The 21,622-nt window shown below is 59.8% G+C and carries 20 protein-coding genes; 6 read left to right on the top strand and 14 right to left on the bottom strand.

The window, feature by feature from the left end:
* Positions 1–108: 108 nt before the first annotated feature.
* From recC to QZ766_RS11920, 10 genes are all read right to left on the bottom strand, one after another.
* Positions 109–3,480: an exodeoxyribonuclease V subunit gamma gene (gene recC, locus QZ766_RS11965; protein ID WP_297202174.1), complete on the bottom strand. Its 3,372-nt coding sequence runs from the start codon at positions 3,478–3,480 to the stop codon at positions 109–111.
* Between the two features lie 27 nt (positions 3,481–3,507).
* The gene (locus QZ766_RS11960; RefSeq protein WP_297202172.1) at positions 3,508–3,825 is read right to left on the bottom strand and encodes a prepilin-type N-terminal cleavage/methylation domain-containing protein; all 318 of its coding nucleotides are present in this window, start codon (positions 3,823–3,825) and stop codon (positions 3,508–3,510) included.
* Positions 3,810–4,217 (bottom strand): DUF2509 family protein, encoded by a 408-nt coding sequence (locus QZ766_RS11955; RefSeq protein ID WP_297202170.1) that lies wholly within the window; start codon positions 4,215–4,217, stop codon positions 3,810–3,812. Before QZ766_RS11955 ends, QZ766_RS11960 begins: the two co-directional genes overlap by 16 nt.
* A complete protein-coding gene (locus QZ766_RS11950; RefSeq protein WP_297202167.1) occupies positions 4,214–4,774 on the bottom strand; it encodes a prepilin peptidase-dependent protein in 561 nt (186 codons plus the stop codon). Before QZ766_RS11950 ends, QZ766_RS11955 begins: the two co-directional genes overlap by 4 nt.
* On the bottom strand, positions 4,768–5,235 hold the full coding sequence (locus QZ766_RS11945) for a prepilin peptidase-dependent protein (protein ID WP_297202165.1): 468 nt from the start codon (positions 5,233–5,235) through the stop codon (positions 4,768–4,770). Before QZ766_RS11945 ends, QZ766_RS11950 begins: the two co-directional genes overlap by 7 nt.
* A 162-nt stretch (positions 5,236–5,397) precedes the next feature.
* On the bottom strand, positions 5,398–6,192 hold the full coding sequence (thyA, locus tag QZ766_RS11940; RefSeq protein WP_297202163.1) for a thymidylate synthase: 795 nt from the start codon (positions 6,190–6,192) through the stop codon (positions 5,398–5,400).
* Between the two features lie 6 nt (positions 6,193–6,198).
* The gene (lgt, locus tag QZ766_RS11935) at positions 6,199–7,074 is read right to left on the bottom strand and encodes a prolipoprotein diacylglyceryl transferase (RefSeq protein WP_297202161.1); all 876 of its coding nucleotides are present in this window, start codon (positions 7,072–7,074) and stop codon (positions 6,199–6,201) included.
* A 195-nt stretch (positions 7,075–7,269) separates the two neighbouring features.
* The gene (gene ptsP, locus QZ766_RS11930) at positions 7,270–9,516 is read right to left on the bottom strand and encodes a phosphoenolpyruvate--protein phosphotransferase (RefSeq protein ID WP_297202159.1); all 2,247 of its coding nucleotides are present in this window, start codon (positions 9,514–9,516) and stop codon (positions 7,270–7,272) included.
* A 12-nt stretch (positions 9,517–9,528) separates the two neighbouring features.
* Positions 9,529–10,062, bottom strand: coding sequence for an RNA pyrophosphohydrolase (gene rppH / locus QZ766_RS11925; RefSeq protein ID WP_297202157.1), 534 nt, complete (start codon positions 10,060–10,062; stop codon positions 9,529–9,531).
* A gap of 385 nt (positions 10,063–10,447) precedes the next feature.
* On the bottom strand, positions 10,448–10,558 hold the full coding sequence (locus QZ766_RS11920; RefSeq protein WP_297202154.1) for a hypothetical protein: 111 nt from the start codon (positions 10,556–10,558) through the stop codon (positions 10,448–10,450).
* 182 nt (positions 10,559–10,740) lie between these two features.
* On the opposite strand from QZ766_RS11920, the gene mutH reads away from it, so the two are divergent.
* From mutH to QZ766_RS11900, 4 genes are all read left to right on the top strand, one after another.
* Positions 10,741–11,427: a DNA mismatch repair endonuclease MutH gene (gene mutH, locus QZ766_RS11915; protein ID WP_297202151.1), complete on the top strand. Its 687-nt coding sequence runs from the start codon at positions 10,741–10,743 to the stop codon at positions 11,425–11,427.
* A gap of 67 nt (positions 11,428–11,494) precedes the next feature.
* On the top strand, positions 11,495–12,205 hold the full coding sequence (locus QZ766_RS11910; RefSeq protein ID WP_297202148.1) for a TerC family protein: 711 nt from the start codon (positions 11,495–11,497) through the stop codon (positions 12,203–12,205).
* Positions 12,206–12,333: 128 nt separating this feature from the next.
* Positions 12,334–12,552: a YgdI/YgdR family lipoprotein gene (locus QZ766_RS11905; RefSeq protein ID WP_297202145.1), complete on the top strand. Its 219-nt coding sequence runs from the start codon at positions 12,334–12,336 to the stop codon at positions 12,550–12,552.
* Between the two features lie 132 nt (positions 12,553–12,684).
* Complete coding sequence (locus tag QZ766_RS11900) at positions 12,685–13,725, top strand: NADP(H)-dependent aldo-keto reductase (protein WP_297202142.1); 1,041 nt, start codon at positions 12,685–12,687, stop codon at positions 13,723–13,725.
* Positions 13,726–13,761: 36 nt separating this feature from the next.
* Here the strand turns inward: QZ766_RS11900 and lplT are convergent, their stop codons facing one another.
* Entirely contained in the window at positions 13,762–14,958 is a 1,197-nt protein-coding gene (gene lplT, locus QZ766_RS11895; protein WP_297202139.1) for a lysophospholipid transporter LplT, read from the bottom strand.
* Positions 14,951–17,110 carry a bifunctional acyl-ACP--phospholipid O-acyltransferase/long-chain-fatty-acid--ACP ligase gene (aas, locus tag QZ766_RS11890; protein WP_297202136.1) on the bottom strand — a complete coding sequence of 720 codons (2,160 nt, stop codon included), beginning with the start codon at positions 17,108–17,110 and terminating at the stop codon, positions 14,951–14,953. Before aas ends, lplT begins: the two co-directional genes overlap by 8 nt.
* Positions 17,111–17,638: 528 nt before the next feature.
* Between aas and galR the strand changes: the two genes are divergently transcribed.
* Entirely contained in the window at positions 17,639–18,655 is a 1,017-nt protein-coding gene (galR, locus tag QZ766_RS11885; protein WP_297202133.1) for an HTH-type transcriptional regulator GalR, read from the top strand.
* Here galR and QZ766_RS11880 read toward each other — a convergent pair.
* On the bottom strand, positions 18,643–19,095 hold the full coding sequence (locus QZ766_RS11880; protein ID WP_297202130.1) for a GNAT family N-acetyltransferase: 453 nt from the start codon (positions 19,093–19,095) through the stop codon (positions 18,643–18,645). The two genes, galR and QZ766_RS11880, sit on opposite strands and share 13 nt — an antisense overlap.
* A 214-nt stretch (positions 19,096–19,309) precedes the next feature.
* On the opposite strand from QZ766_RS11880, the gene QZ766_RS11875 reads away from it, so the two are divergent.
* The gene (locus QZ766_RS11875; protein ID WP_297202127.1) at positions 19,310–20,344 is read left to right on the top strand and encodes a LacI family DNA-binding transcriptional regulator; all 1,035 of its coding nucleotides are present in this window, start codon (positions 19,310–19,312) and stop codon (positions 20,342–20,344) included.
* Here the strand turns inward: QZ766_RS11875 and lysA are convergent.
* Complete coding sequence (lysA, locus tag QZ766_RS11870) at positions 20,314–21,576, bottom strand: diaminopimelate decarboxylase (protein ID WP_297202124.1); 1,263 nt, start codon at positions 21,574–21,576, stop codon at positions 20,314–20,316. The two genes, QZ766_RS11875 and lysA, sit on opposite strands and share 31 nt — an antisense overlap.
* Positions 21,577–21,622: the final 46 nt, after the last annotated feature.

Genomic DNA, 21,622 nt, shown 5'->3' with positions numbered 1-21,622 from the left:
CAGGTTTACCTGCTGACGCCTGAAGGAGGTGGCGTATAACAACATCAGTCCGTGATACTTATTGCGCATCATAAATGAACCCCTATTTATGCGCAATTTTCGTACAGGTTACGCTTGCTGGCTGAACCGCAGCATCGGCAGCATAAAACGCTCCACCTCTGCGGTAATCGCCTGATAGTGCTGCGGTTCCAGCGTTCGCCATAGCCGCTGATACCAGACGTCGGCGCCCTCGCCGTTGATCATCACGCCGCCTTCCCAGGCCTGAATAAATTTGCTGCGCGCTTTAAGCTGCGCGTCGTCATCCCGTAAGATGACATTCTTTTCGGCGTCGTAACATGATTTCAGCCATGCTCCGCCGCTTTCAGGGACAAACAGCAGCGGTCGACACATGCCTTCGCGATAGCCAGCCACCAGCCTGGAAAGGTGCGCCATTGCCTCTTCAGCCGCCATCGGCGGGAAGCGCCACTCGCCCTCTTTACGCAGAAACAGCCGGCTTTCGCCATCGCCGCCGCTGGCACAGTAGACAAGGTGCTCCAGCCAAAGTTGCATCCCCTGCGCGAAGCTGAGCATCGAGGGCCGCCAGCGCAGCAGACCGTCCGACTGTACCTGCGACAGCCAGCCGGTGATAGTGATACCGTCACACTCCAGCTCAATTTCGCGCTGCTCGCCGGGCTGGCGGCTGGCAATCACCCGATCGGCCAGCGCCTGCATCTCTTTACACTGGTCGTCCCAGGCTATTTCGCCAAAAGCGCCGTAGGGCAGCTCCCCCGCCGCGCGAAAGCGGCGGAACATAACCGACGCATCCTGCTGTTCAATCAGCGTGTTGACCAGCTGCTGGTTAAGCTGATAGCGCGAAAGGCTGTCCAGGGTGAAGGGTTCAGTCTCGGGGATATCGCTCTCTTCAAGGCGGAAGTTCACCTGCAGCCGCATCTGGAAAAAGGCGCGCACCGGATGCATCCAGAAGCGCTGCAGCTGCTCAAAAGGCAGGGTATCCAGCGCCAGCGGCGGCAGCGGCTGGATAAATTCGCTCTGGGGTTCGCCTTTTTGCTCAGCCGCCGCCAGCCACTCCCGGGCATAGCTCTGCTGCTCGCCGGGGATAAAGTTGTCGGCATCAAACGGCATGCGGGGATGCTGCCAGGTAATATGGGCCTTAACCCGGCGCTCGCTCTCATCGCAGTTGAGCGCCTCGTCGCCCGCCAGGCAGTGACTCTGTCCTACGTAATCCACCAGCTCCTGCACCAGCACCGAAGGATAGCGCTCGCTGTTGTCCTGAATTGAGCGGCCAATGTAGCTGATATAGAGCTTCTGGTCGGCCGACATCAGCGCTTCAAGGAACAGGTAGCGGTCGTCATCCCTGCGGCTGCGGTCGCCGCGAACCGGTTTCTGGCTCATTAAATCAAAGCCCAGCGGCGGCAGCGTGCGGGGATAAATCCCATCGTTCATGCCCAGCAGGCACACCACTTTAAACGGGATGGAGCGCATCGGCATCAGGGTGCAGATGTTCACCGGTCCGGCGAGGAAGCGCTGGCTGATGCGGGCCTGATCGAGCCGCTGGGCAAGCTCGTCGCGCAGCAGCGACAGCGGCACCGCCTGCTGGTAATCGGCCTCAAGACCCTGATCGATAATGGCCTGCCACTGCTCTTCAATAAGCGCCAGCGCGGCTTCGGTATCGGTATCCGGCAAGAAGAAATCGTCAAGCATCTCCCGGCACACCGGCAGCCAGTCAGCCAGAGGGCGCTCTTCAGCAAGCGTCAGGCGCCATTTGTGCAGCTCCCCCAGCAGGGAGGCAAGGTGGCCTACCAGACCGGCGATAAGCCCGCTGGATTCATCATAGGGCAGCACCGAGCGCCACTCGCCCTGGCTGCTCTCCATCGCGTAGCCCAGCAGCATGCGCGTCAGGCCAAAGCGCCAGGTATGCTGCCCGGTAGCCGGAAGGTCCCACTCGCGCACGTTGTCGTCATCCAGCCCCCAGCGAACGCCGGACTCACTCACCCACTGCCGGAGGTAGCGCAGCCCTTCTTCGTCAATGCTAAAGCGCGCGGCCAGCACCGGGACATCCAGCAGCGCCAGCACGTCTTCACTGATAAAGCGGCTGTCCGGCAGAGAGAGCAGCGTGATAAACGCCTCCAGCGCCGGATGGGCCTGCCGCGCCCGGCGATCGGAGATAGCCCAGGGCACGTAGCGATCGCCGCTGGCGCTGCCGAAGACTGCCTGAATAAAGGGGCTGTAGCTGTCAATATCCGCCACCATCACAATAACGTCGCGGGGCGTCAGGGTTGGGTCTTCATCGAACATCGCCAGCAGGCGGTTGTGCAGGACTTCGACTTCACGCTGCGGGCTATGGCAGACGTTAACGGTCAGGCTGCGGTCAGCAGGATCGAGTGGGCGCTTTTCGGCGCTGCTGGCGAACTCCTCGGCGGTTCGGCCCGCCACGGCGCTGCTGCGCAGTTCCAGAATATCGTGCTGGAGGTTATGCAGCAGGTTATCCGGGTCAATATCCACGAAGGCATCCAGCTCCTGATAGCGCTCGAGCCCGGCCAGCAGATAGATATAGTCGCGGCCGAGCTTGCCCCAGGAAGCGAGCATCGGGTTACCGACGTCCTGTTCGCCGTCGCTGTTAAACAGCGCGGGGGCCTGCTCAGCATCGCGAAATAGCGGCAGCGCGCGCTGCTCGCGGTGGTGGCGGCGCTGGCGGGCCATCAGCTTCGCCAGAAACGCCGGATCTTTAATATCGCCCCAGTAATAGCGGCAGGGATTAGTAAACAGTACATACACGTCAACGTGCCTGCCCAGCGCCTGTAAAGCCTGCAGATACACCGGCGGCAGCGCTGATATGCCGCAGATAAATACCCGCGGCGGCAGCCCGGCGGGCGGCTCGGCGGCAGACTCAAGGGTACTGATAAATTTTTGATAGAGGTTGGCGCGGTGCCACTTTGGCTGCCCCAGCGCTGCGGTATGTGCCACCAGCGCTTTCCACAGCGGGGCCTGCCACGCCTGGGACGCGTCCAATCCGTCAATGCGCTCGTCGGCTTCCCAGCGGGTTAGCCATTCCGGGCGATAGACCAGATACTGGTCATACAGGTCGGCAATGCGCGAGGCCAGCTGGAAGCATTTTCGCCGGTCGCCGTCGTCGCTGAGATAGTGGCGCAGGGGCGCAAAAGCTTCATCGTCGAGCATCTGCGGCAGCAGGGTCATCAGCTTCCAGCTCATGCTCTGCTTGCTGAATGCGCTCTCTTTGGGAATACCGGGCAGCACGCGAACAAACATGTCCCAGATGAAACTTGCCGGCAGCGGGAACGCAATATTAGCCGCAATGCCGAAGCGCGCCGAGAGCGTCATCTGCAGCCACTGCGCCATGCCGGTGCTCTGCACCAGCACCATTTCAGGTTCAAACGGGTCCGGGAGGCGCTCCTGCTCGACGATAAACTCCATTAGCGCTTCAAGTACGTCGAGGCGGTTGGAGTGATAGACCCGTAACATAGTTGCTCCTGAAAAAAAGTAGTACCGCTAGCGCGGCGGGCAGTGCAGGCGGGAGAGCCGCGCCTCTCTGCCCGACGGCGCTACAATCGTAACCGTGATGCTGACACATCTTTGCTGCAAAGTCTGCACGCGGCGCATCTGCCAGCCGGCAGGGAGCGTCACCGGCTGTGGCCCGGCAGCGTTCCACGCCACCCGCCACAGCTGGCGATACTGGGCCAGCTGCGCAAGCCCCTGGCTGACGCGGCTTTGCACCGCGCTGGTGGTGGTGATCACCATCACCAGCAGCATCATGCTGATAAGCACTTCCGGCAGACTGAAGCCGCGCGCCTTCAGGGTAGCCGACATTCTGCTGCCTCCTTGCGCGGGCAGAAGTCGCTCCAGCCGTGCGGGCTGAACTGCACCCGGCCCGCGCTGACGTAGCCTGACTGCCAGCGCCGCTGGCCTCCGCTGTCGGCTATCAGCAGGGCCGCCGCGTCGGCGAAAACGCGCAGGCAGAGCGTGCCTGCAAACGCCTCAACGTACTGGCACTGCACCGCCTGGGCGGCACGCCATTCGCGCTGCCTGCCCCACTGCAGCAGCGACTCCGCCCGGGCGCTGTCGGCCAGCGCGCGGTTTTCAAATGTCACCTCATCCCGCAGTGACTGATAGTGGCGGTGCGAGGCTCTAAGCATGGTTCCTCCGGCGATAAACAGCAGTAAAACCACCAGTAAAGATGAGGCGCCGCGCTGGCGGTTCACAGGTTATACGCCGTGACGCTAAAGCTCGCCTGCACCGGGCTGGCGCCGCGCCCGCGGCCTCTGGCCGACAGCATGACCGTAAACACCGGCGCGAAGCCGGCGATCTGCTGGCGGGAGACGCTGAAGGCTTCAATCCGCAGCCTGCCGGGCTCAGTCATTTTTTCCCATCCTTTGCCCTCGCAGCTTACCGCCCCGCGCAGCGTTTCCAGGGCGCCGTCCCGCAGCCGAAATCCGGTCACGTCGGCATTCTCAATGGCTTTCTCTGCACCCGTATTGGTCTGCCGGGTATCCCAGCGAATAAGCGCGCATCCCGGGCCGAGGCGGACAGCTTCCCCCGCGCAGCGGCGGCTGGCGCAATAACCCGCGCGCTGCAGGTGCCGGGCGATGGCAAGCGTCCGCTGCCATATGTCATCGTCCACCGTTTGCGCTCTGGCCTGCTCCAGCACGCCCCGCTGCAGCGCCGGTAAAAAGCGCGCTGCGCCCATCAGCAAAATGCTGCTAATGGCGGTGGCGATCAGTATTTCCAGCAGCGAAAAACCGCGTTCTCTCACTAGCATCCCTGTTCTCCCCGGTTTTCACACAGCCGTACCCTGCCCCATACAGAAACGACAATGGTGCGGTTTCCCGCCGGGCTGCTGAGCCTGATATGCCCGGGCCAGGCGGTACTGCGCAGGCCATAAAAACCCAGCGAGGCGGTGATATCCGCCAGCGCCACCTCCGGCCAGGCGGGGATCAGCACGAACGGGCTATCTGGCCTGCACGGCGGGTGAAGTTCAGCGAGCGCGTTCAGGCACCAGCCCCCGGCGGTGCGCTGCACAACCGGCAGGCGGTCCCGCCGGTGCCAGCTGGCGTCATTGCGCAGCATTCTCAGGTAGGCGTGAACCTGCAGCGCCACCTGCGAAAGATGTTCACGCTGCTGCCAGAGCTGCCAGCTCCAGCCGCCCGCGCCGGCCAGAACGGCAATCAGCGCCAGCGCGACCAGCATTTCAATAAGGGTGTAACCCTGCTCTCGTTTCATGGCGCGAGTATGCCGCGCGAAAAAGATCGGGGCGACGATAGCCGCGGTGATTTACGAGGAGGATTGTGCAAAAGTTACGCTGTTTCAGCGTATTGCAGTAAGTCGGGAAGCGGGAGCGAGAAAATGAAAACCGGCCGCGGGGGCCGGTTGATTTCAGATGCGTTAAATCGCCACGGGCGCTTTAATGCCGGGGTGCGGATCGTAGCCTTCAATCTCAAAATCGTCGAAGCGATAGTCGAAAATGGACTCCGGCTTACGCTTGATAACCAGCTTCGGCAGCGCGCGCGGTTCGCGGCTCAGCTGCAGGTGAGTCTGATCCATATGATTGTTATAGAGATGCGTATCACCGCCGGTCCAGACGAAATCGCCCACTTCCAGGTCACACTGCTGGGCCACCATGTGTACCAGCAGCGCGTAGCTGGCGATGTTGAACGGCAGACCGAGGAAGACATCGCACGAGCGCTGATACAGCTGGCAGGAGAGCTTGCCGTCCGCCACGTAGAACTGGAAGCACGCGTGGCACGGCGCCAGCGCCATTTTATCCAGCTCGCCCACGTTCCACGCCGAAACAATGATCCGGCGCGAATCGGGATCGTTTTTCAGCTGGTTCATCACGGCGGCTATCTGGTCAATGTGGCGGCCGTCCGGCGTCGGCCAGGCGCGCCACTGCTTGCCGTAAACCGGCCCCAGGTTGCCCTGTTCGTCGGCCCACTCATCCCAGATGGAGACGTTATTCTCATGCAGATAAGCTACGTTGGTATCGCCTTTGAGGAACCACAGCAGCTCGTGAATGATGGAGCGCAGATGGCAGCGCTTGGTGGTCACCAGCGGAAACCCCTCCTGCAAATTAAAGCGCATCTGGTGGCCAAAAATCGACAGCGTTCCGGTGCCGGTGCGGTCATTTTTTTGGGTGCCCTCGTCGAGCACCTTCTGCATCAATTCAAGATACTGTTTCATGATTCCTCAGGAGACTTGTTGCTGCGGATGGCGGCGGAATGCCCAGACCATCATGATAATACCGGCCAGCACCATCGGAATGGAGAGGATCTGCCCCATGCTGATGTACTGCACCCACGCGCCGGTGAACTGCGCGTCCGGCTGGCGGAAAAATTCCACGATAATGCGGAACAGGCCGTAGCCAATCAAAAACAGGCCGGAGACAGAGCCGGTCGGGCGCGGCTTGCGAATAAACAGGTTCAGGATGATAAACAGTACGACGCCTTCCAGCGCCAGCTCGTAAAGCTGCGACGCGTGGCGCGGCAGCACCCCGTACTGGTCAAACAGCGATTGCCACTCCGGATGCGACGGCAGCAGCGCGATATCTTCCGCACGCGAGCCGGGGAACAGCATGGAGTAATGGAAGCCGGGATCGACGCGGCCCCAGAGTTCGCCGTTAATAAAGTTGCCCAGGCGACCGCAGCCGAGGCCAAACGGGATCAGCGGCGCGATAAAATCGGAAACCTGGAAGAAAGTGCGTTTGGTGCGCCTGGCGAAAACAATCATGACCACGATGACGCCAATCAGGCCACCGTGGAACGACATGCCGCCGTCCCAGACGCGGAACAGATAGAGCGGATCCTGCAGGAACAGCGGCAGGTTATAAAACAGCACGTAGCCGATGCGCCCGCCGAGGAATACCCCAAGAAAACCGGCATAGAGCAGGTTCTCAACTTCACTTTTCGTCCAGCCGCTGCCGGGACGGTTTGCCCGCCGGGTTGCCAGCCACATGGCAAACACAAACCCGACTAAATACATTAATCCATACCAGTGAAGAGCAACCGGTCCAATGGAAAAAATCACCGGATCGAACTCCGGGAAATGCAGATACCCACTATTCATCTGTCACCACAAGCGCTTGTTATTCCGCCGAAAGTGGTCAGCGGTAGAGATGTGCAGCCCGCGGGCTGCGCCGAGGCTGCGAATAATAGCACAACGTGAGATAGAGGCATGCAGCTAAAAATGTATACCCAGGTTAATGCGGGCTGCACGCAGCCTGAAGCGTGTTGTACTGGCTCCCGCGGCGGGAGCCAGTGTCTACCGGCCGCCGCGTATCAGGCCGCCCATGCCGCGCCGCTCCATAAAGGCCGCAACCTGGTGGCGAACCTCCGTGGCGGTTTGCGCCTCAAGGCTGCGTCCGGCGAGAGTTTGCGCCTCTTCAAGCTCAACGTGGCGCAGGAGGTATTTCACCCTCGCCACCGAGCGGCCGTTCATCGACAGATGACGGAATCCCATGCCAATAAGCAGCGTTACGCACATCGGATCCCCGGCCATTTCACCGCACAGCCGCAGATCGAGATCGAGGCGCTCCGCTTCGCGGGCGATCATTGCCAGCGCCTGCAGCACTGCGGGATGCAGGCTATCGTACAGATTCGCCACCCGGGTATTGTTGCGATCCACCGCCAGCAGGTACTGGGTAAGATCGTTGGTGCCGACAGAGATAAAGTCCACCCGGCTCGTCAGGTGAGGCAGCAGGAACAGCATCGACGGCACTTCCAGCATTATTCCGATCCGCGGCCGGGGAATGTCGTAGCCGATCATCTCTTCAACTTCGCGCGCCGCGCGCTCGATCAGGCGCTTCGCCTCGTCGATTTCATCAATGTTGGTCACCATCGGCAGCAAAATGCTGAGATTTCCCGTTGCCGCGTTGGCACGCATCATGGCGCGCACCTGGATCAGGAAGATCTCTGGCTGATCCAGGGTGATGCGGATCCCGCGCCAGCCCAGGCAGGGGTTCTCTTCGCTAATCGGCATGTAAGGCAGCTGCTTGTCGGCACCGATGTCCAGCGTGCGCAGGGTGACCGGCTTGTCGTTGAACATCTGCAGCATGCCCTGGTACTGGGCCACCTGCTCCTCTTCCGACGGAAAGCCGCTCTGGAGCATAAACGGAATTTCCGTGCGGTACAGGCCGATACCGTCAATGCGGCTGCCGAGTTTTTGCTCGTGCTCCGGGCTGAGGCCGGCATTGAGCATCACTTTGATCCGTTCGCCGCTTTTCAGCGAGGCCGGGCGCTCAACATCATCCTCCGCCAGCCGGCTAAGTTCGTTTTCTTCGCTGATGAGGCGCTGATATTCGTGCAGCAGCACCGGTTCAGGATCGACCAGCACTTCTCCGCGATAGCCGTCCACCACCAGCATCCGGCCGTGGAGGATAGCAGGCTGGATTTCGGCACCGATAACCGTGGGAATACCGAGCGCGCGCACCATGATCGCCGCGTGGGAGTTGGCCGCACCGTCGCGCACCACCACGCCCACCAGCCGGTCCTGAGGCAGCTCGGCAAGCGTAGTGGCCGACAGCTCGTCGCCAACCAGCACAAAGCGCTCGGGCCAGGTATCTGCCGCCTGAGTGGTATCGTCAAGATGGAACAGCAGCCGCTGGCCGAGCGCGCGCAGGTCACCGCCGCGCTCCTTCAGGTAGCCATCGGCCAGCGCCGCAAACTGGGCGGCAAACTTTTCAATAACGGTACGCACCGCCCATTCCGCTACCGAGCCTTTATCCACCTCTTCAAACAGCTCTTTTCGCAGGCGCGGATCGGAGATCAGATGGGAGTAGAGATCGAAAATAGCCGCCGTCTCTTTCTGCGCGCCGGCGGCAAAGCGCTTGCTGTAGCGGCGGAATTCGTTGGATGCCTCTTCCAGCGCGCCGGTTAGCCGCTCGCGCTCCAGTGCGGTATCGAGAGTCGAGGCTTCGTAAACCTGCTCCATCAGCGGCAGCGTGGCGTCCATCCAGCCTTCGGCAATGCCGACCCCGGACGAGGCGGCCAGCGCGCGAATGCGGGTTTGGCGATACTGGCCAAACAGCGCGTTGAGCTGGGAAAGGGAGAGAATGGCCGCCAGCTGGGTGGCTAAGGTAACGAGGAAGGATTCTTCGCTTTCGTCGAACTGGCGCAGCTCGCGCTGCTGGACCACCAGCACACCCAGCAGCTGGCGCCGCTGAATAATAGGTACGCCGAGAAAAGCGCGGTATTTCTCTTCTTTTACGGCGGGAATGTATTTGAAGCTCGGATGCTTTTGCGCATCCGCGAGGTTGATAGGTTCGGCTAAACGGCCGACCAGGCCAACAAGGCCCTCATCAAAGGCCAGCGTCACCGTGCGCCCGCGCGGCTTTTTAAGCCCGCGCGTCGCCATCAGGTAATAACATCGACGATCGTGATCCGCGAGGTAGACGGAGCAAACCTCCGTTTCCATCGCTTTGCAAATTTCAGTAATCAGTATGTCCAGCGCGTCGTTCAGGCGCGGCGCGCTGGCAACTTTCTCAACGATTTCTCGCAGCCGGGTGAGCATAATAAGCGTGGCTTAACCTCTTTTACGTCGATAAGCGGGTGCGGGATTTTGCTGTCTGGGCGCACTTTCCGACAGCGAGAGCACCACGCTAACAAACTCCTTCATAACCCGGCGGTAGACGTCGCGCTTAAACGACACAACCTGACGCACGGGATACCAGTAGCTAACCCAGCGCCAGCCGTCGAACTCGGGCGTGCTGCAGGTCTGCATATTGATTTCAGTATCGTTGCTCATCAACTGCAAGAGAAACCATTTTTGCTTCTGGCCGATGCAAACCGGCTTTGTGTCCCAACGCACCAAACGTTTCGGTAATTTGTAGCGCAGCCAGTTGCGGGTAGAAGCGAGGATCCGCACATCTTTGCGGCTGAGCCCCACTTCTTCGAACAGCTCCCTGTACATCGCCTGTTCAGCGGATTCCCCGGGATTAATGCCTCCCTGGGGAAACTGCCATGAATGCTGGCCGTAGCGCCTGGCCCACATCACCTGTCCCTGACGATTACAAATTACAATTCCTACGTTCGGGCGGTAGCCATCGTCATCAATCACCGGACTACCTCTACATAATCTTCAATGTGAACGATTGTTTCACACTCGCTGGTAACGGTAAACCACTCTGTGTGAGGCGCCAAACCGGATAACATTTGAATAACTCACAGTATTTATCGAAGTTATAAACAGATGATTGTCGAATAAAGCCATTTTATTCACTTTTTCTGTGGATAGAGTTGTGCAGAAGTGCGGAATAGGTATGGGAAAACCCTGAATAGCGCAAAAACAGCATTTCTTAGCTCAGATAAAAAGTAATTAATTTTTAGAAAGTTAAGATAAAAAAATGACTATGAGAGTGCTAAAGCGTGACCCGTATCACACTGACGATCCCACAACTGATGAAAGATCGTCCAATGTCTTTTTTATCCACAGATTGTGTCACTTAGTTGTCCACCTTTTGTGTGAAAATTGGATTTTCGTCGCACGTCAAGGCTGTAAATGGAAACAGTAGTGGGGGTTTTCCCCAGTTATCCCATTTTTCTGTGGATAACATGGTGTAAGATCCTGTTCATTGTCGGTGACCAGTTCTGGAAAACCTTTTTTATCCGCCGCTGGCGCACGGTTAAAAAAATAAAAAAGTAAGTAAAATCACGCGATTGGATAACTTTTCCAGAACGCGATAAACTTCATCCACAATCAGTGAAAACATCGCTCATTTTTTAAGCAAGGTTGTTTATGTCCACACTCTCCCCGCTGCGCCAGCCCCCCGAGTCAGAATCTGTGCTGCTGGCCCAGGCCCGCGCGTTGGCCGGCTATACGCTGGGCGAGCTGGCGGCCATGGCCGGGCTGCCTATTCCAAAAGATTTAAAGCGGGATAAAGGCTGGACCGGGCTGCTGCTGGAAGTGTGGCTGGGCGCCAGCGCGGGCAGCAAGCCCGAACAGGACTTTGCGGCCCTCGGCGTCGAGCTTAAAACCATTCCCATCGACAGCAGCGGCAGGCCGCTGGAGACCACCTTTGTCTGCGTTGCTCCGCTAACCGGCAACAGCGGCGTCACTTGGGAAACCAGCCACGTTCGCCACAAGCTCCGGCGCGTACTGTGGATCCCGGTTGAAGGCGCGCGCGATATCCCGCTGGCGGATCGCCGGGTGGGCGCGCCGCTGCTGTGGAGCCCGGATGAAGGCGAAGAGAGGCAGCTGCGAATGGACTGGGAGGAGCTGATGGATCTTATCGTGCTGGGCCAGGTAGAGCGCATCACCGCCCGCCACGGCGAAGTGCTGCAGCTGCGCCCTAAGGCCGCCAACAGCAAAGCATTAACCGAAGCGGTCGGCGCGCGCGGTGAATCGATACTGACCCTGCCCCGCGGCTTTTACCTGAAGAAAAACTTCACCGCCGCCCTGCTGGCGCGCCACTTCCTGCTGTAAGACTTTCCCTGTGATCTGCGCGCGCGAACGCTTATAATCGCGCTTTTACATTTTGGCAGGACTTACAATGTTTGCATGGATTACCGATCCCAACGCCTGGATGGCGCTGGGGACCTTAACGATCCTCGAGATCGTGCTGGGTATCGACAATATCATTTTCCTCTCCCTGGTCGTTGCCAAGCTGCCCGCTTCCCAGCGCAATCTCGCCCGCAGGATGGGCCTGATGGGGGCAATGCTGATGCGACTGGCGCTGCTGGCCTCTATCGCCTGGGTCGCCAAATTAACCACGCCGCTCTTCACGGTACTCGGCCACGATTTTTCAGCCCGGGATCTCATTCTGCTGCTCGGGGGATTATTTCTTATCTGGAAAGCCAGCAAGGAAATACATGAATCCATTGAAGGCGAAGAAGAAGGAATGAAAACCAACGTTCACTCTTTTTTCGGTGCGATTGTGCAGATAATGTTGCTGGATATTATTTTTAGCCTCGACTCGGTAATAACCGCCGTCGGACTTTCCGACCATCTGTTTATTATGATGGCCGCAGTGGTTATTGCCGTGGGCATCATGATGTTCGCCGCCAGGCCCATCGGCGAGTTCGTGGATCGCCACCCTTCCGTGAAGATGCTGGCGCTGGCGTTTCTTATCCTGGTGGGCTTCACGCTTATCCTCGAAAGCTACGGCATCCACGTTCCTAAAGGCTATGTTTATTTCGCGATGTTCTTCTCTATTGCGGTTGAAACGCTCAACCTGCTGCGAAACAAAAAGAATCCTCAGTAAACATTTTGTAGCCCTTATTTGTGGGCTACAGCACAGTCTTTTAAGATTTTGTCCCTTTCCAGTTATCCTCCGATACGCTATTAATGGTAAGCATACGGGCGCCGCGCGATCAATTAAGAGGTATAACAATGAAAAAATGGGGAGTATTAATTTCTGCTGTTGGGTTAGCGATTGCAGTTTCAGGTTGCAGCAGCGACTACGTGATGGCAACCAAAGATGGACGAATGATTCTGACTGACGGTAAACCCGAAGTTGACGACGATACCGGTCTTATTAGCTACGAAGACCAGCAGGGTAACGCCATGCAGATCAACCGGGACGACGTCTCTCAGATTATTAAACGCTAGGAAAATCAGGTCAGCTGCGCTGGCCTTTTTACTTTTTTCACTTCCGCTTTTTCTCCGCTTCTGCCATGTTTATATTCCTTTGTCAGCCGCCTGACGCGCCTGACGCCGTTGATATAGATAAGGAAGACGGCTATGCATTATCACCGTATCCCCCACAGCTCGCTGGAAATCAGCACGCTCGGGCTGGGCACAATGACGTTCGGTGAACAAAACAGTGAAGCCGACGCCCACGCACAGCTTGATTATGCTGTCTCTGCCGGCATCAACCTGATTGATGTCGCTGAAATGTATCCCGTGCCGCCGCGCCCGGAAACCCAGGGCCTGACTGAAACTTACGTCGGCAACTGGCTGGAGAAGCGCGGCAGCCGCGAGAAGCTGGTTATTGCCTCCAAAGTCAGCGGCCCGAGCCGCAACAGCGACGCCGGCATCCGCCCGAACCAGGCGCTGGATCGCAAGAATATCCGCGACGCGCTGCATAACAGCCTGACCCGCCTGAAAACCGATTATCTCGATCTCTACCAGGTTCACTGGCCGCAGCGCGCGACCAACTGCTTTGGCAAGCTGGGCTATCAGTGGACCGAGTCCCAGCCGGTGATTACGCTGCTGGAGACGCTGGAAGCGCTGGCCGAGTTTCAGCGGGCGGGAAAAATTCGCTACATTGGCGTCTCAAACGAAACCGCCTTCGGCGTGATGCGCTATCTGCACCTCGCCGACAAGCACGATCTGCCGCGCATCGTCACGATTCAGAATCCCTACAGCCTGCTGAACCGCAGCTATGAAGTCGGTCTGGCGGAAGTCAGCCAGTACGAAGGCGTGGAGCTGCTGGCCTACTCCTGCCTGGCGTTCGGTACGCTAACCGGTAAGTACCTCAATGGCGCGAAGCCCGCCGGGGCGCGCAATACGCTGTTCAGCCGCTTCACCCGCTACAGCAGCGAGCAGTCGCAGAAAGCCGTTGCCGCCTACGTGGATATTGCTAAACGCCACGGTCTCGATCCGGCGCAGATGGCGCTGGCCTTCGTTCGCCAGCAGCCGTTTGTCGCCAGCACGCTGCTGGGCGCGACCACGATGGAGCAGCTCAAGACCAACGTTGAAAGCCTGCATCTGACGCTGAGCGAAGAGGTGCTGGCCGAGATAGAAGCGGTGCATCAGGTTTATACCTACCCGGCACCGTAAACAGAAAGGGCTTCCGCGATGGAAGCCCTTTTTATCTTAGGCCTGGCGGCGTCCCCACCACCACAGCGCCGCGATCGCCAGCGCAAACAGCGCGCCGAAGCCAATCCCTACGCCAACCACCGGAATACCCACCATCACCGCCAGCGAATAGAGACCGAGCATAATCAGCATCGCGCTGTTTTCGCCGAGATTCTGCACCGCAATAGCGTTGCCGGCGCCGACGCTGCCCTTGCCGCGCTCCTGCAGCAGCGCGTTGAGCGGCACCACGAAGAAACCGCCGCAGATACCGAGCAGGAACAGCAGCAGGTACGCGGGCAGCAGCGCGTGCTGCAGCGCGAAGACAATCACCACGCCGCCGAGCAGAATGCCCGCCGGCATGCAGCGTCCGACAGTATCAAGACTAATGAGCTTCGCCGCAGCGCCCGCGCCGGCCACAATCCCCACCGCCACCATCGCATTAAGGTAGGTCGGCGTGGCGTTATCGGTTATCCCCAGCGCCACCGGCACCCACAGCACCAGCAGGAAGCGCAGCGTCACCCCTGCCCCCCAGAACAGGCTGGTGCCCACCAGCGAGAAGCGCGTTTCGTGGTTGTACCACAGGGTTTTGCAGGCGGAGAAGAAGCTGCCGGTCATTGCCGCGGGATGCCACGACTGGCCGGGACGCGCCGCCGGCAGCGGCGTGATAAACAGGTTTGCCACCACCGCGCCGGCATAGGCCACGGCGCACAGGATCAGGGAAGCCAGTACGTGCCAGTCCGCCAGCACTCCGCCGGCCATTGAGCCAAGCAGGATCGCGGCAATGGTCGAGGACTCCATCAGGCCGTTCGCCTTCACCAGCTTATCGCCGGTGGTCAGCTCGCCGAGAATGCCGTACTTCGCCGGGGAGTACGCCGCCGCGCCGATGCCCGCCAGGGTATAGCCGATAAATGGATTCACCCCCGCGCAAATCGCCGCCGCGCCGATAAGCTTCATGCTGTTGGCCACCATCATTACCCGGCCTTTCGGGAAGCTGTCGGCAAACTGCCCGACAAACGGTGCCAGCACAATGTAAGCGCCCACAAACACCATTTGCAGCACCGGCTGGCTCCAGTCGGGATAAAACTGCTGCTTCATCAGCGCCAGAATGGCGAACAGCAGCGCGTTATCGCCGAAGGCCGACAGGAACTGGGCGCAAACCACCGCCAGCATGCCTTTCGACCACAGGGACGTGTTAGCAGGCGCTAACTTACTCATTCGGCTGCTCCCCTTCATCGACCATGCTCTTCAGCGTTACGAAGTCCGGCTTGCCGCTGCCGAGCAGCGGCATCTGCTTGAGGAAGCGGATATCGCGCGGCACCGCCAGCTCCGGTACGCCGCTGGCGCGGGCGTTCTGCAGCAGTTTGTCGCGGGTCAGTTCGCTGTCGGTCGTGAACAGCACCAGCGCCTCGCCCTTGCTGGCATCCTGCTTGATTGCGGTGGCGTGAACCTTGTCCGGCGAGACCGCCAGCGCCAGCTGCTCCACCGTTTCAAGCGAGACCATTTCGCCGGCAATTTTGGCAAAGCGCTTGGCGCGGCCCTGAATTTTTACAAAGCCCTGCTCGTCGAACAGCACGATATCGCCGGTGTCGTACCAGCCCTTCTCCAGCTCGCCCTGCGGGTTTTCCGCCGCGGGTGCTTCCAGCACGCCGGGATTTTCCACCCGCAGGTAGCCGTTCATCACGTTCGGCCCTTTAAGCTGCAGGCGTCCGCCCTGCTCAATGCCGGGCACTTCCAGCAGGCGGGCGTCCATGCCGGGGAGAATGCGGCCCACGGTGCCCGGCTTCGCCGCCATCGGCACGTTAATGGAGACCACCGGCGCGCACTCGGTCACGCCGTAGCCCTCAAGGATGCGCAGGCCAAATTTGTCCTGCCAGATTTGTTTCGTGCTCTCCTGCAGTTTTTCCGCGCCGGCCACCACGTAGCGCAGGCGGAAGAAATCGTAGGGATTGGCAAAACGCGCGTAGTGGCCGAGGAAAGTCGAGGTGCCGAACAGCACGGTACAGTTCCGGTCATAGACCAGCTCCGGCACGATGCGGTAGTGCAACGGGCTCGGGTAGAGGAACACTTCCGCGCCGGTAAACAGCGGGGTAAACAGGCCAACGGTCAGGCCGAAGGAGTGGAACAGCGGCAGTGCCGACATAAAGCGGTCCCGGGCAGTAAAGTCGGCGATGGTTTTTATCTGCTCGACGTTCGCCAGGATGCTCTTGTGGCTGTGCACCACGCCTTTCGGATGTCCTTCCGAGCCGGAGGTAAACAGGATGATGGCATCATCTTCCGGCTGCTGCGGCACCTGCGCCAGATGCGGCGCCAGCAGATGGCCAAAAATCCACAGCTTGTCTTTAGCGGTAACATCGCCCTTAAGATCTTCGAGAAACACCCAGCGCACCTGGGTCAGCTGCTCCGGCAGGTGCCACAGCTTGCCTTTATCAAGGAAGGTGCGGGAGGTGAAAATGGTGTTGATTTCGGCGGCGGTAATGGCGCTGGACAGCCCCTTGACCCCGGCGGTGTAGTTCATCATCGCCGGGATACGCCCGCGGGCGACGGCGCCAAAGATCACCGCCGCGCTGATGCCGGCGTTAGGCAGCATCAGGCCGATGCGTTCGCCGGGCCGGCTGTATTTTTCCAGAATGCGCGCCACGAACAGGGTCTTGGTCAGCAGCTTGCGGTAGCTGTCCGGCTGGAAGTTGATGTCCTCCACGCAGTGCTTGCGGTCGCCGTAGCGGTACTGCGCCGACAGCAGCGCCTCGTACAGGGTTTCGCGCGGGCGCACCGCCATGCGGGCTTCCATCATAATCTGGTGCAGCATCTCCCCGGCGATGCGGCGACGGTCCCGGGCGCGGGGAGCGTCCGGCATCGGCAGCTGCGTCGGCGGCAGCAGGTGCAGGGTAATGCGCGGGAACAGGCGGCGCTTGACCAGCCCTTTCAGGCGGCTGGCGAAGGTCAGCTCGGCGCCCTCAATACGCAGCGGCACCACGGTAGCCTGAGATTTGGCCGCCACGAACGCCGCGCCGTCGTAGATTTTCATCAGCGAACCGGTGACCGAAATGCGCCCTTCCGGAAAGATAACCACCGGGCGGCCCTGATCCACCAGCCGCACCAGATGCTTGATGGACATCGGCTTGGTGGGATCGAGCGGCACAAAATCGAGCAGCGGCTTCAGCGCCCGCATAAACCACTTCTCGCTGATGGAGGTGTACACCGCAAAGACCGGACGCCCGGGCAGGAACAAGGCCAGCAGCATGCCGTCGAGGAAAGAGACGTGGTTCGGCGTAATCAGCACTTTTGGTAGCTTGAGCACATCCGTGTCGCCCGTCAGCCTGACGCGAAACAGCACTCTGAAAAGCGATCGAAAAAAGGCAAAAAGCATATCAACTCCGTTTGCTATAAGAGAATTTGCAATTTAAGAATTGTGGCAGAGTACATGAGATATGGCGCGAAATCAGCGTAAAAGCGGAATAATCGGACAAAAATAAGACCGCGCGGGAGGCAGTTTTTTTAATACAGGGCAGGCACAAAATGCCGTGACGGCAGGGCCTGCGGGCGGAGGCAAAAAAAAACCTGCGCATCTGCGCAGGCCGGTGTAATTCTGATTGTCACCCTGACGGGTAGACATCACCTATCAATACCTCTGGGACAATCAGAGTAACAATCCTGCAACCCTCCTCTCTAGCGAACATTCGCAACAGCGCATCGCAAAGTGTAAGCAAAGGTTTGATTTGGCTTTTTCATTATTACTTCGCCATTACTTCGCCCGGTGAAGCGGTGTAACTTTTTCACAGGCTGCCGTTTGCCCCATCACAAAAAGCGTATGCCTGTTACGATACTCCCTTGAACCACGCGGCCTTTTCCATAACACTGGGGCAGTGTAAGCGTTTACCCAAGAGGAAGGCAGGATATGGCGACGATTAAGGATGTGGCCCGGCTGGCCGGCGTCTCGGTGGCAACGGTATCGCGGGTGATTAACCACTCGCCGAAAGCCAGCGATGCGTCCCGGGAAGCGGTATTTACCGCGATGGAAGCCCTCAATTACCATCCCAACGCCAACGCCCGGGCGCTGGCCCAGCAGGCCACTGAAACCGTAGGGCTGGTGGTGGGCGACGTTTCCGATCCCTTCTTCGGCGCAATGGTCAAAGCTGCCGAGCAGGTGGCCTATCGCACCGGCAACTTCCTGCTCATCGGTAACGGCTACCACAACGAGAATAAAGAGCGTCAGGCCATCGAGCAGCTGATCCGCCACCGCTGCGCGGCGCTGGTGGTTCACGCTAAGGCTCTGCCGGACAGCGAACTGATCGCCCTGATGAAGCAAATTCCGGGCATGGTGCTGATTAACCGCATCGTGCCCGGTTTTGAAACCCGCTGCGTGGCCCTCGACGACCGCTACGGTGCCTGGCTTGCCACCCGCCATCTGATCCAGCAGGGACACACCCGCATTGGCTATCTCTGCTCAAATCACGCGATTTCGGATGCCGAAGACCGGCTGCAGGGCTATTACGACGCCCTGAAAGAGAGCGGGCTGCCCTGCAACGAGCGACAGGTGACCTTTGCCGAACCGGACGAAAGCGGCGGCGAACTGGCAATGACCGAACTGCTCGGGCGCGGCAAAAACGTCACCGCCGTTGCCTGCTATAACGACTCGATGGCCGCCGGCGCCATGGGGGTGCTTAACGATAACGGCATTGACGTGCCCGGGGAAGTCTCCCTGATCGGCTTCGACGACGTGCTTATCTCGCGCTACGTGCGTCCGCGCCTGACCACCGTACGCTATCCCATCGTGACAATGGCGACCCAGGCGGCAGAGCTGGCGCTGGCGCTGGCGGAAAAGCGGCCGCTGCCGGAGATAACCCACCTGTTCAGCCCGACGCTGGTGCGCCGCCAATCGGTGGCGGCGCTGGCAGAAGATCAGAGGCTGTAGCGATAGAGGTGCACGGTGGTGGCGGGCACTTCAATGCCGTCGCCGATGTACTGCCAGCCGAAGCGCTCGTAAAAGCCCACGCAGGCAGAATAGAGGTGCAGCTGCCGGTATCCACGCTCGCGGGCATAGTTCTGGACATGCGCCTGCAGCATCCCCGCCAGCCCCTGCCCGCGCGCCGCTTCATCGACGTATAGCGCCGCCATCCACGGATAGAGATCCTGGCGGCTGACTAAATCGCAGCGCCACAGCCCAACGGTTGCCAGCGGCTTGCCGCCGTCGGTCAACACAAAGGTGAGCGGCAGCGCATCCGGCTGCTGGCTGTGTTCAATGATGCTGGCAAAAAACTCGCGCGGCGTGGCTACGCCGCCAAACGCCTGCCACAGCCAGTCGGTTATCTGCCTGGCGTGGTGCGGAACTTCATAAAGGGGCTGGATCTTCACTGCGGCTGTCCCGGGAAAAGAAAAAGGTGCACAATTTTTCGGCGGCGAGAATATAGCAAAGTTTGCCCCCCGGCTGGAACACCGCAGTTTGTGCGGCTTTTCGCGGCTTTCGCTGCAAAGCGTGATCGCGATGAATATTTGCGGCGAACGTAGCGGATATGCCCTTGAATCTCTGTGATAAACTGCATTAATCAAGCCACATCAGGAAATAACAATGGCAACTATGCTGGATGTTTCACTGCGCGCCGGCGTGTCAAAAGCCACGGTGTCCCGCGTGCTGAACGGAACCGGACAGGTCAAAGAGAGCACCCGGCAGCAGGTGTTTAAAGCAATGGAAGAGCTGGGATACCGCCCAAATTTTCTCGCACGTTCGCTGGCGAACCAGACCAGCAACAGCATCGGACTGGTGGTGTCCACCTTTGACGGTTTCTATTTTGGCCGCCTGCTGCAGCAGGCTTCCCGCCAGACGGAGAGTCACGGCAAGCAGCTTATCGTCACCGACGGCCACGACATCCCGGAACACGAAGAGCGCGCGGTGCAGATGCTGGACGACCGGCAGTGCGACGCCATCGTGCTCTACACCCGCTTTATGCGCGAAAAGACCATTATGGCGCTGATTGAGTCGATTAAAACGCCGCTGGTGGTGATCAACCGCGATGTGAGCCTCGCCCGGGACCGCTGCGTCTTCTTCGAGCAGCAGGACGCCGCTTTTCAGGCGGTGGATTATTTGATTACTCAGGGCCACCGGGACATCGCCTGCATCACCGTGCCTATCCATACCCCCACCGGCAAAGCGCGCCTTGAGGGCTACCGCCGGGCGCTGGAGAAGCACGGCATTCCCTGGGATCAGGCAAGAGTCAAATACGGCAATGCGGAGATGTCGCTGGGCTACGAACTGTGCCAGGCGCTGCTGGCGGATAACGTGCGCTTCAGCGCGCTGTTTGCCTGCAATGATGATATGGCGCTGGGTGCGTCAAAGGCGCTCTATCAGGCCGGATTGCGCATCCCGCAGGACGTGTCGCTGTTCGGCTTCGACGATGCCCCCAGCGCCCGCTGGCTGGAGCCGGGGCTCTCCTCGGTCTATCTGCCCATCGACAACATGATCACCACCGCCATCGACCAGGCCATTAAGCTTGCCGGCGGGCAGCCAATCGAGGCTATCCCGCCGTTTACCGGCACCCTGGTATTGCGGGATTCCGTTATGCCGGGGCCCTACTTTCAGAGCAGCTCCAGCGACAGCAGCTCCTGAATGGTCTGGCGGCGGCGGATAAGCCGCGCCGCGCCGTTATCAAACAGCACCTCCGGCAGCAGCGGGCGGCTGTTGTAGTTGGAGGACATGGACGCGCCGTAGGCGCCGGTATCGTGCAGCACCAGATAATCTCCCGGCACCACCGCCGGCAGCAGGCGGGTTTCCACGGTGCCGCCTTCCTGCTGGGTGAAGACATCGCCGGATTCGCACAGCGGCCCGGCCACCACCGTTTCAACCGCCGCTGCGGCGCTCAGATCGCGCCCGTCCGCCGCCAGAGCGCTGATATGGTGATAGCTGCCGTACATTGACGGGCGCATCAGATCGTTGAACCCTGCGTCGATCAGCACAAAGTGGCGGCTGCCCATGTTCTTCACGCTGCGCACCTGCGCCACCAGCACGCCGGACTCCGCCACCAGGAAGCGCCCCGGCTCAATTTCAAGTTTCACCGGATGCCCCAGATGCTGCGCCACCTGCTCCCGGGCGGCATTCCACAGGCCGTAATAGTGATCGGTGTTGATCGCCTCCTCGCCTTCGCGATAGGGGATCGACAAGCCGCCGCCGGCGGAGATCGCCTCCAGATCCTGACCAAACTCCACCACCTGGCGCACCATCGCGCCGCACACCTGCTCCAGATGGCCGTAGTCCACCCCGGAGCCGATATGCATGTGAATGCCCACCAGCTTCAGGCCGTGGCGCTGCATCACCGCCAGCGCGTCCGGCAGATCGCTGTACCAGATGCCGTGCTTGCTGTTTTCGCCGCCGGTGTTGGTTTTCTGGCTGTGGCCGTGGCCGAAGCCGGGATTAACCCGCAGCCAGACCCGATGCCCCGGCGACACCGCGCCGAGCTGGGCCAGCATATCCACTGAACCGGCATTGACCGGAATGTTCAGCTCGCTGACCCGGGCGATGGTCGCCTCGTCGATCACGTCGGCGGTAAACACCACGTCGTCCGGGTGGTTAAGCGGATCGTACCCGGCGGCCAGCGCGCGCTCGATCTCCCCCAGCGATACCGAATCCACCTTCACCCCCTGCTCACGCATCAGGCGCAGGATATGGATATTCGAGCAGGCTTTCTGGGCGAAGCGCACCACGTCAAACTGCGCCAGCTTCGCTATCTGCCGGCGAATAATCGCCGCGTCGTAAACCCACACCGGGCAGCCGAATTCGGCGGGCAGGCGCAGGAGGTTAGCGGCGTTAAGGTCGGTATCGGTACTGCTGAGCGGGCGCGGCATGGTGAAACTCCGTGTTAAAAGGCTTTTCATGATTACGCCACAGGCG

Source organism: uncultured Pluralibacter sp., from assembly GCF_913775985.1.
Lineage (GTDB): Bacteria > Pseudomonadota > Gammaproteobacteria > Enterobacterales > Enterobacteriaceae > Pluralibacter.
Note: the sequence above shows the minus strand (reverse complement) of the source record. Positions and strands in the feature narration are given on the sequence as shown.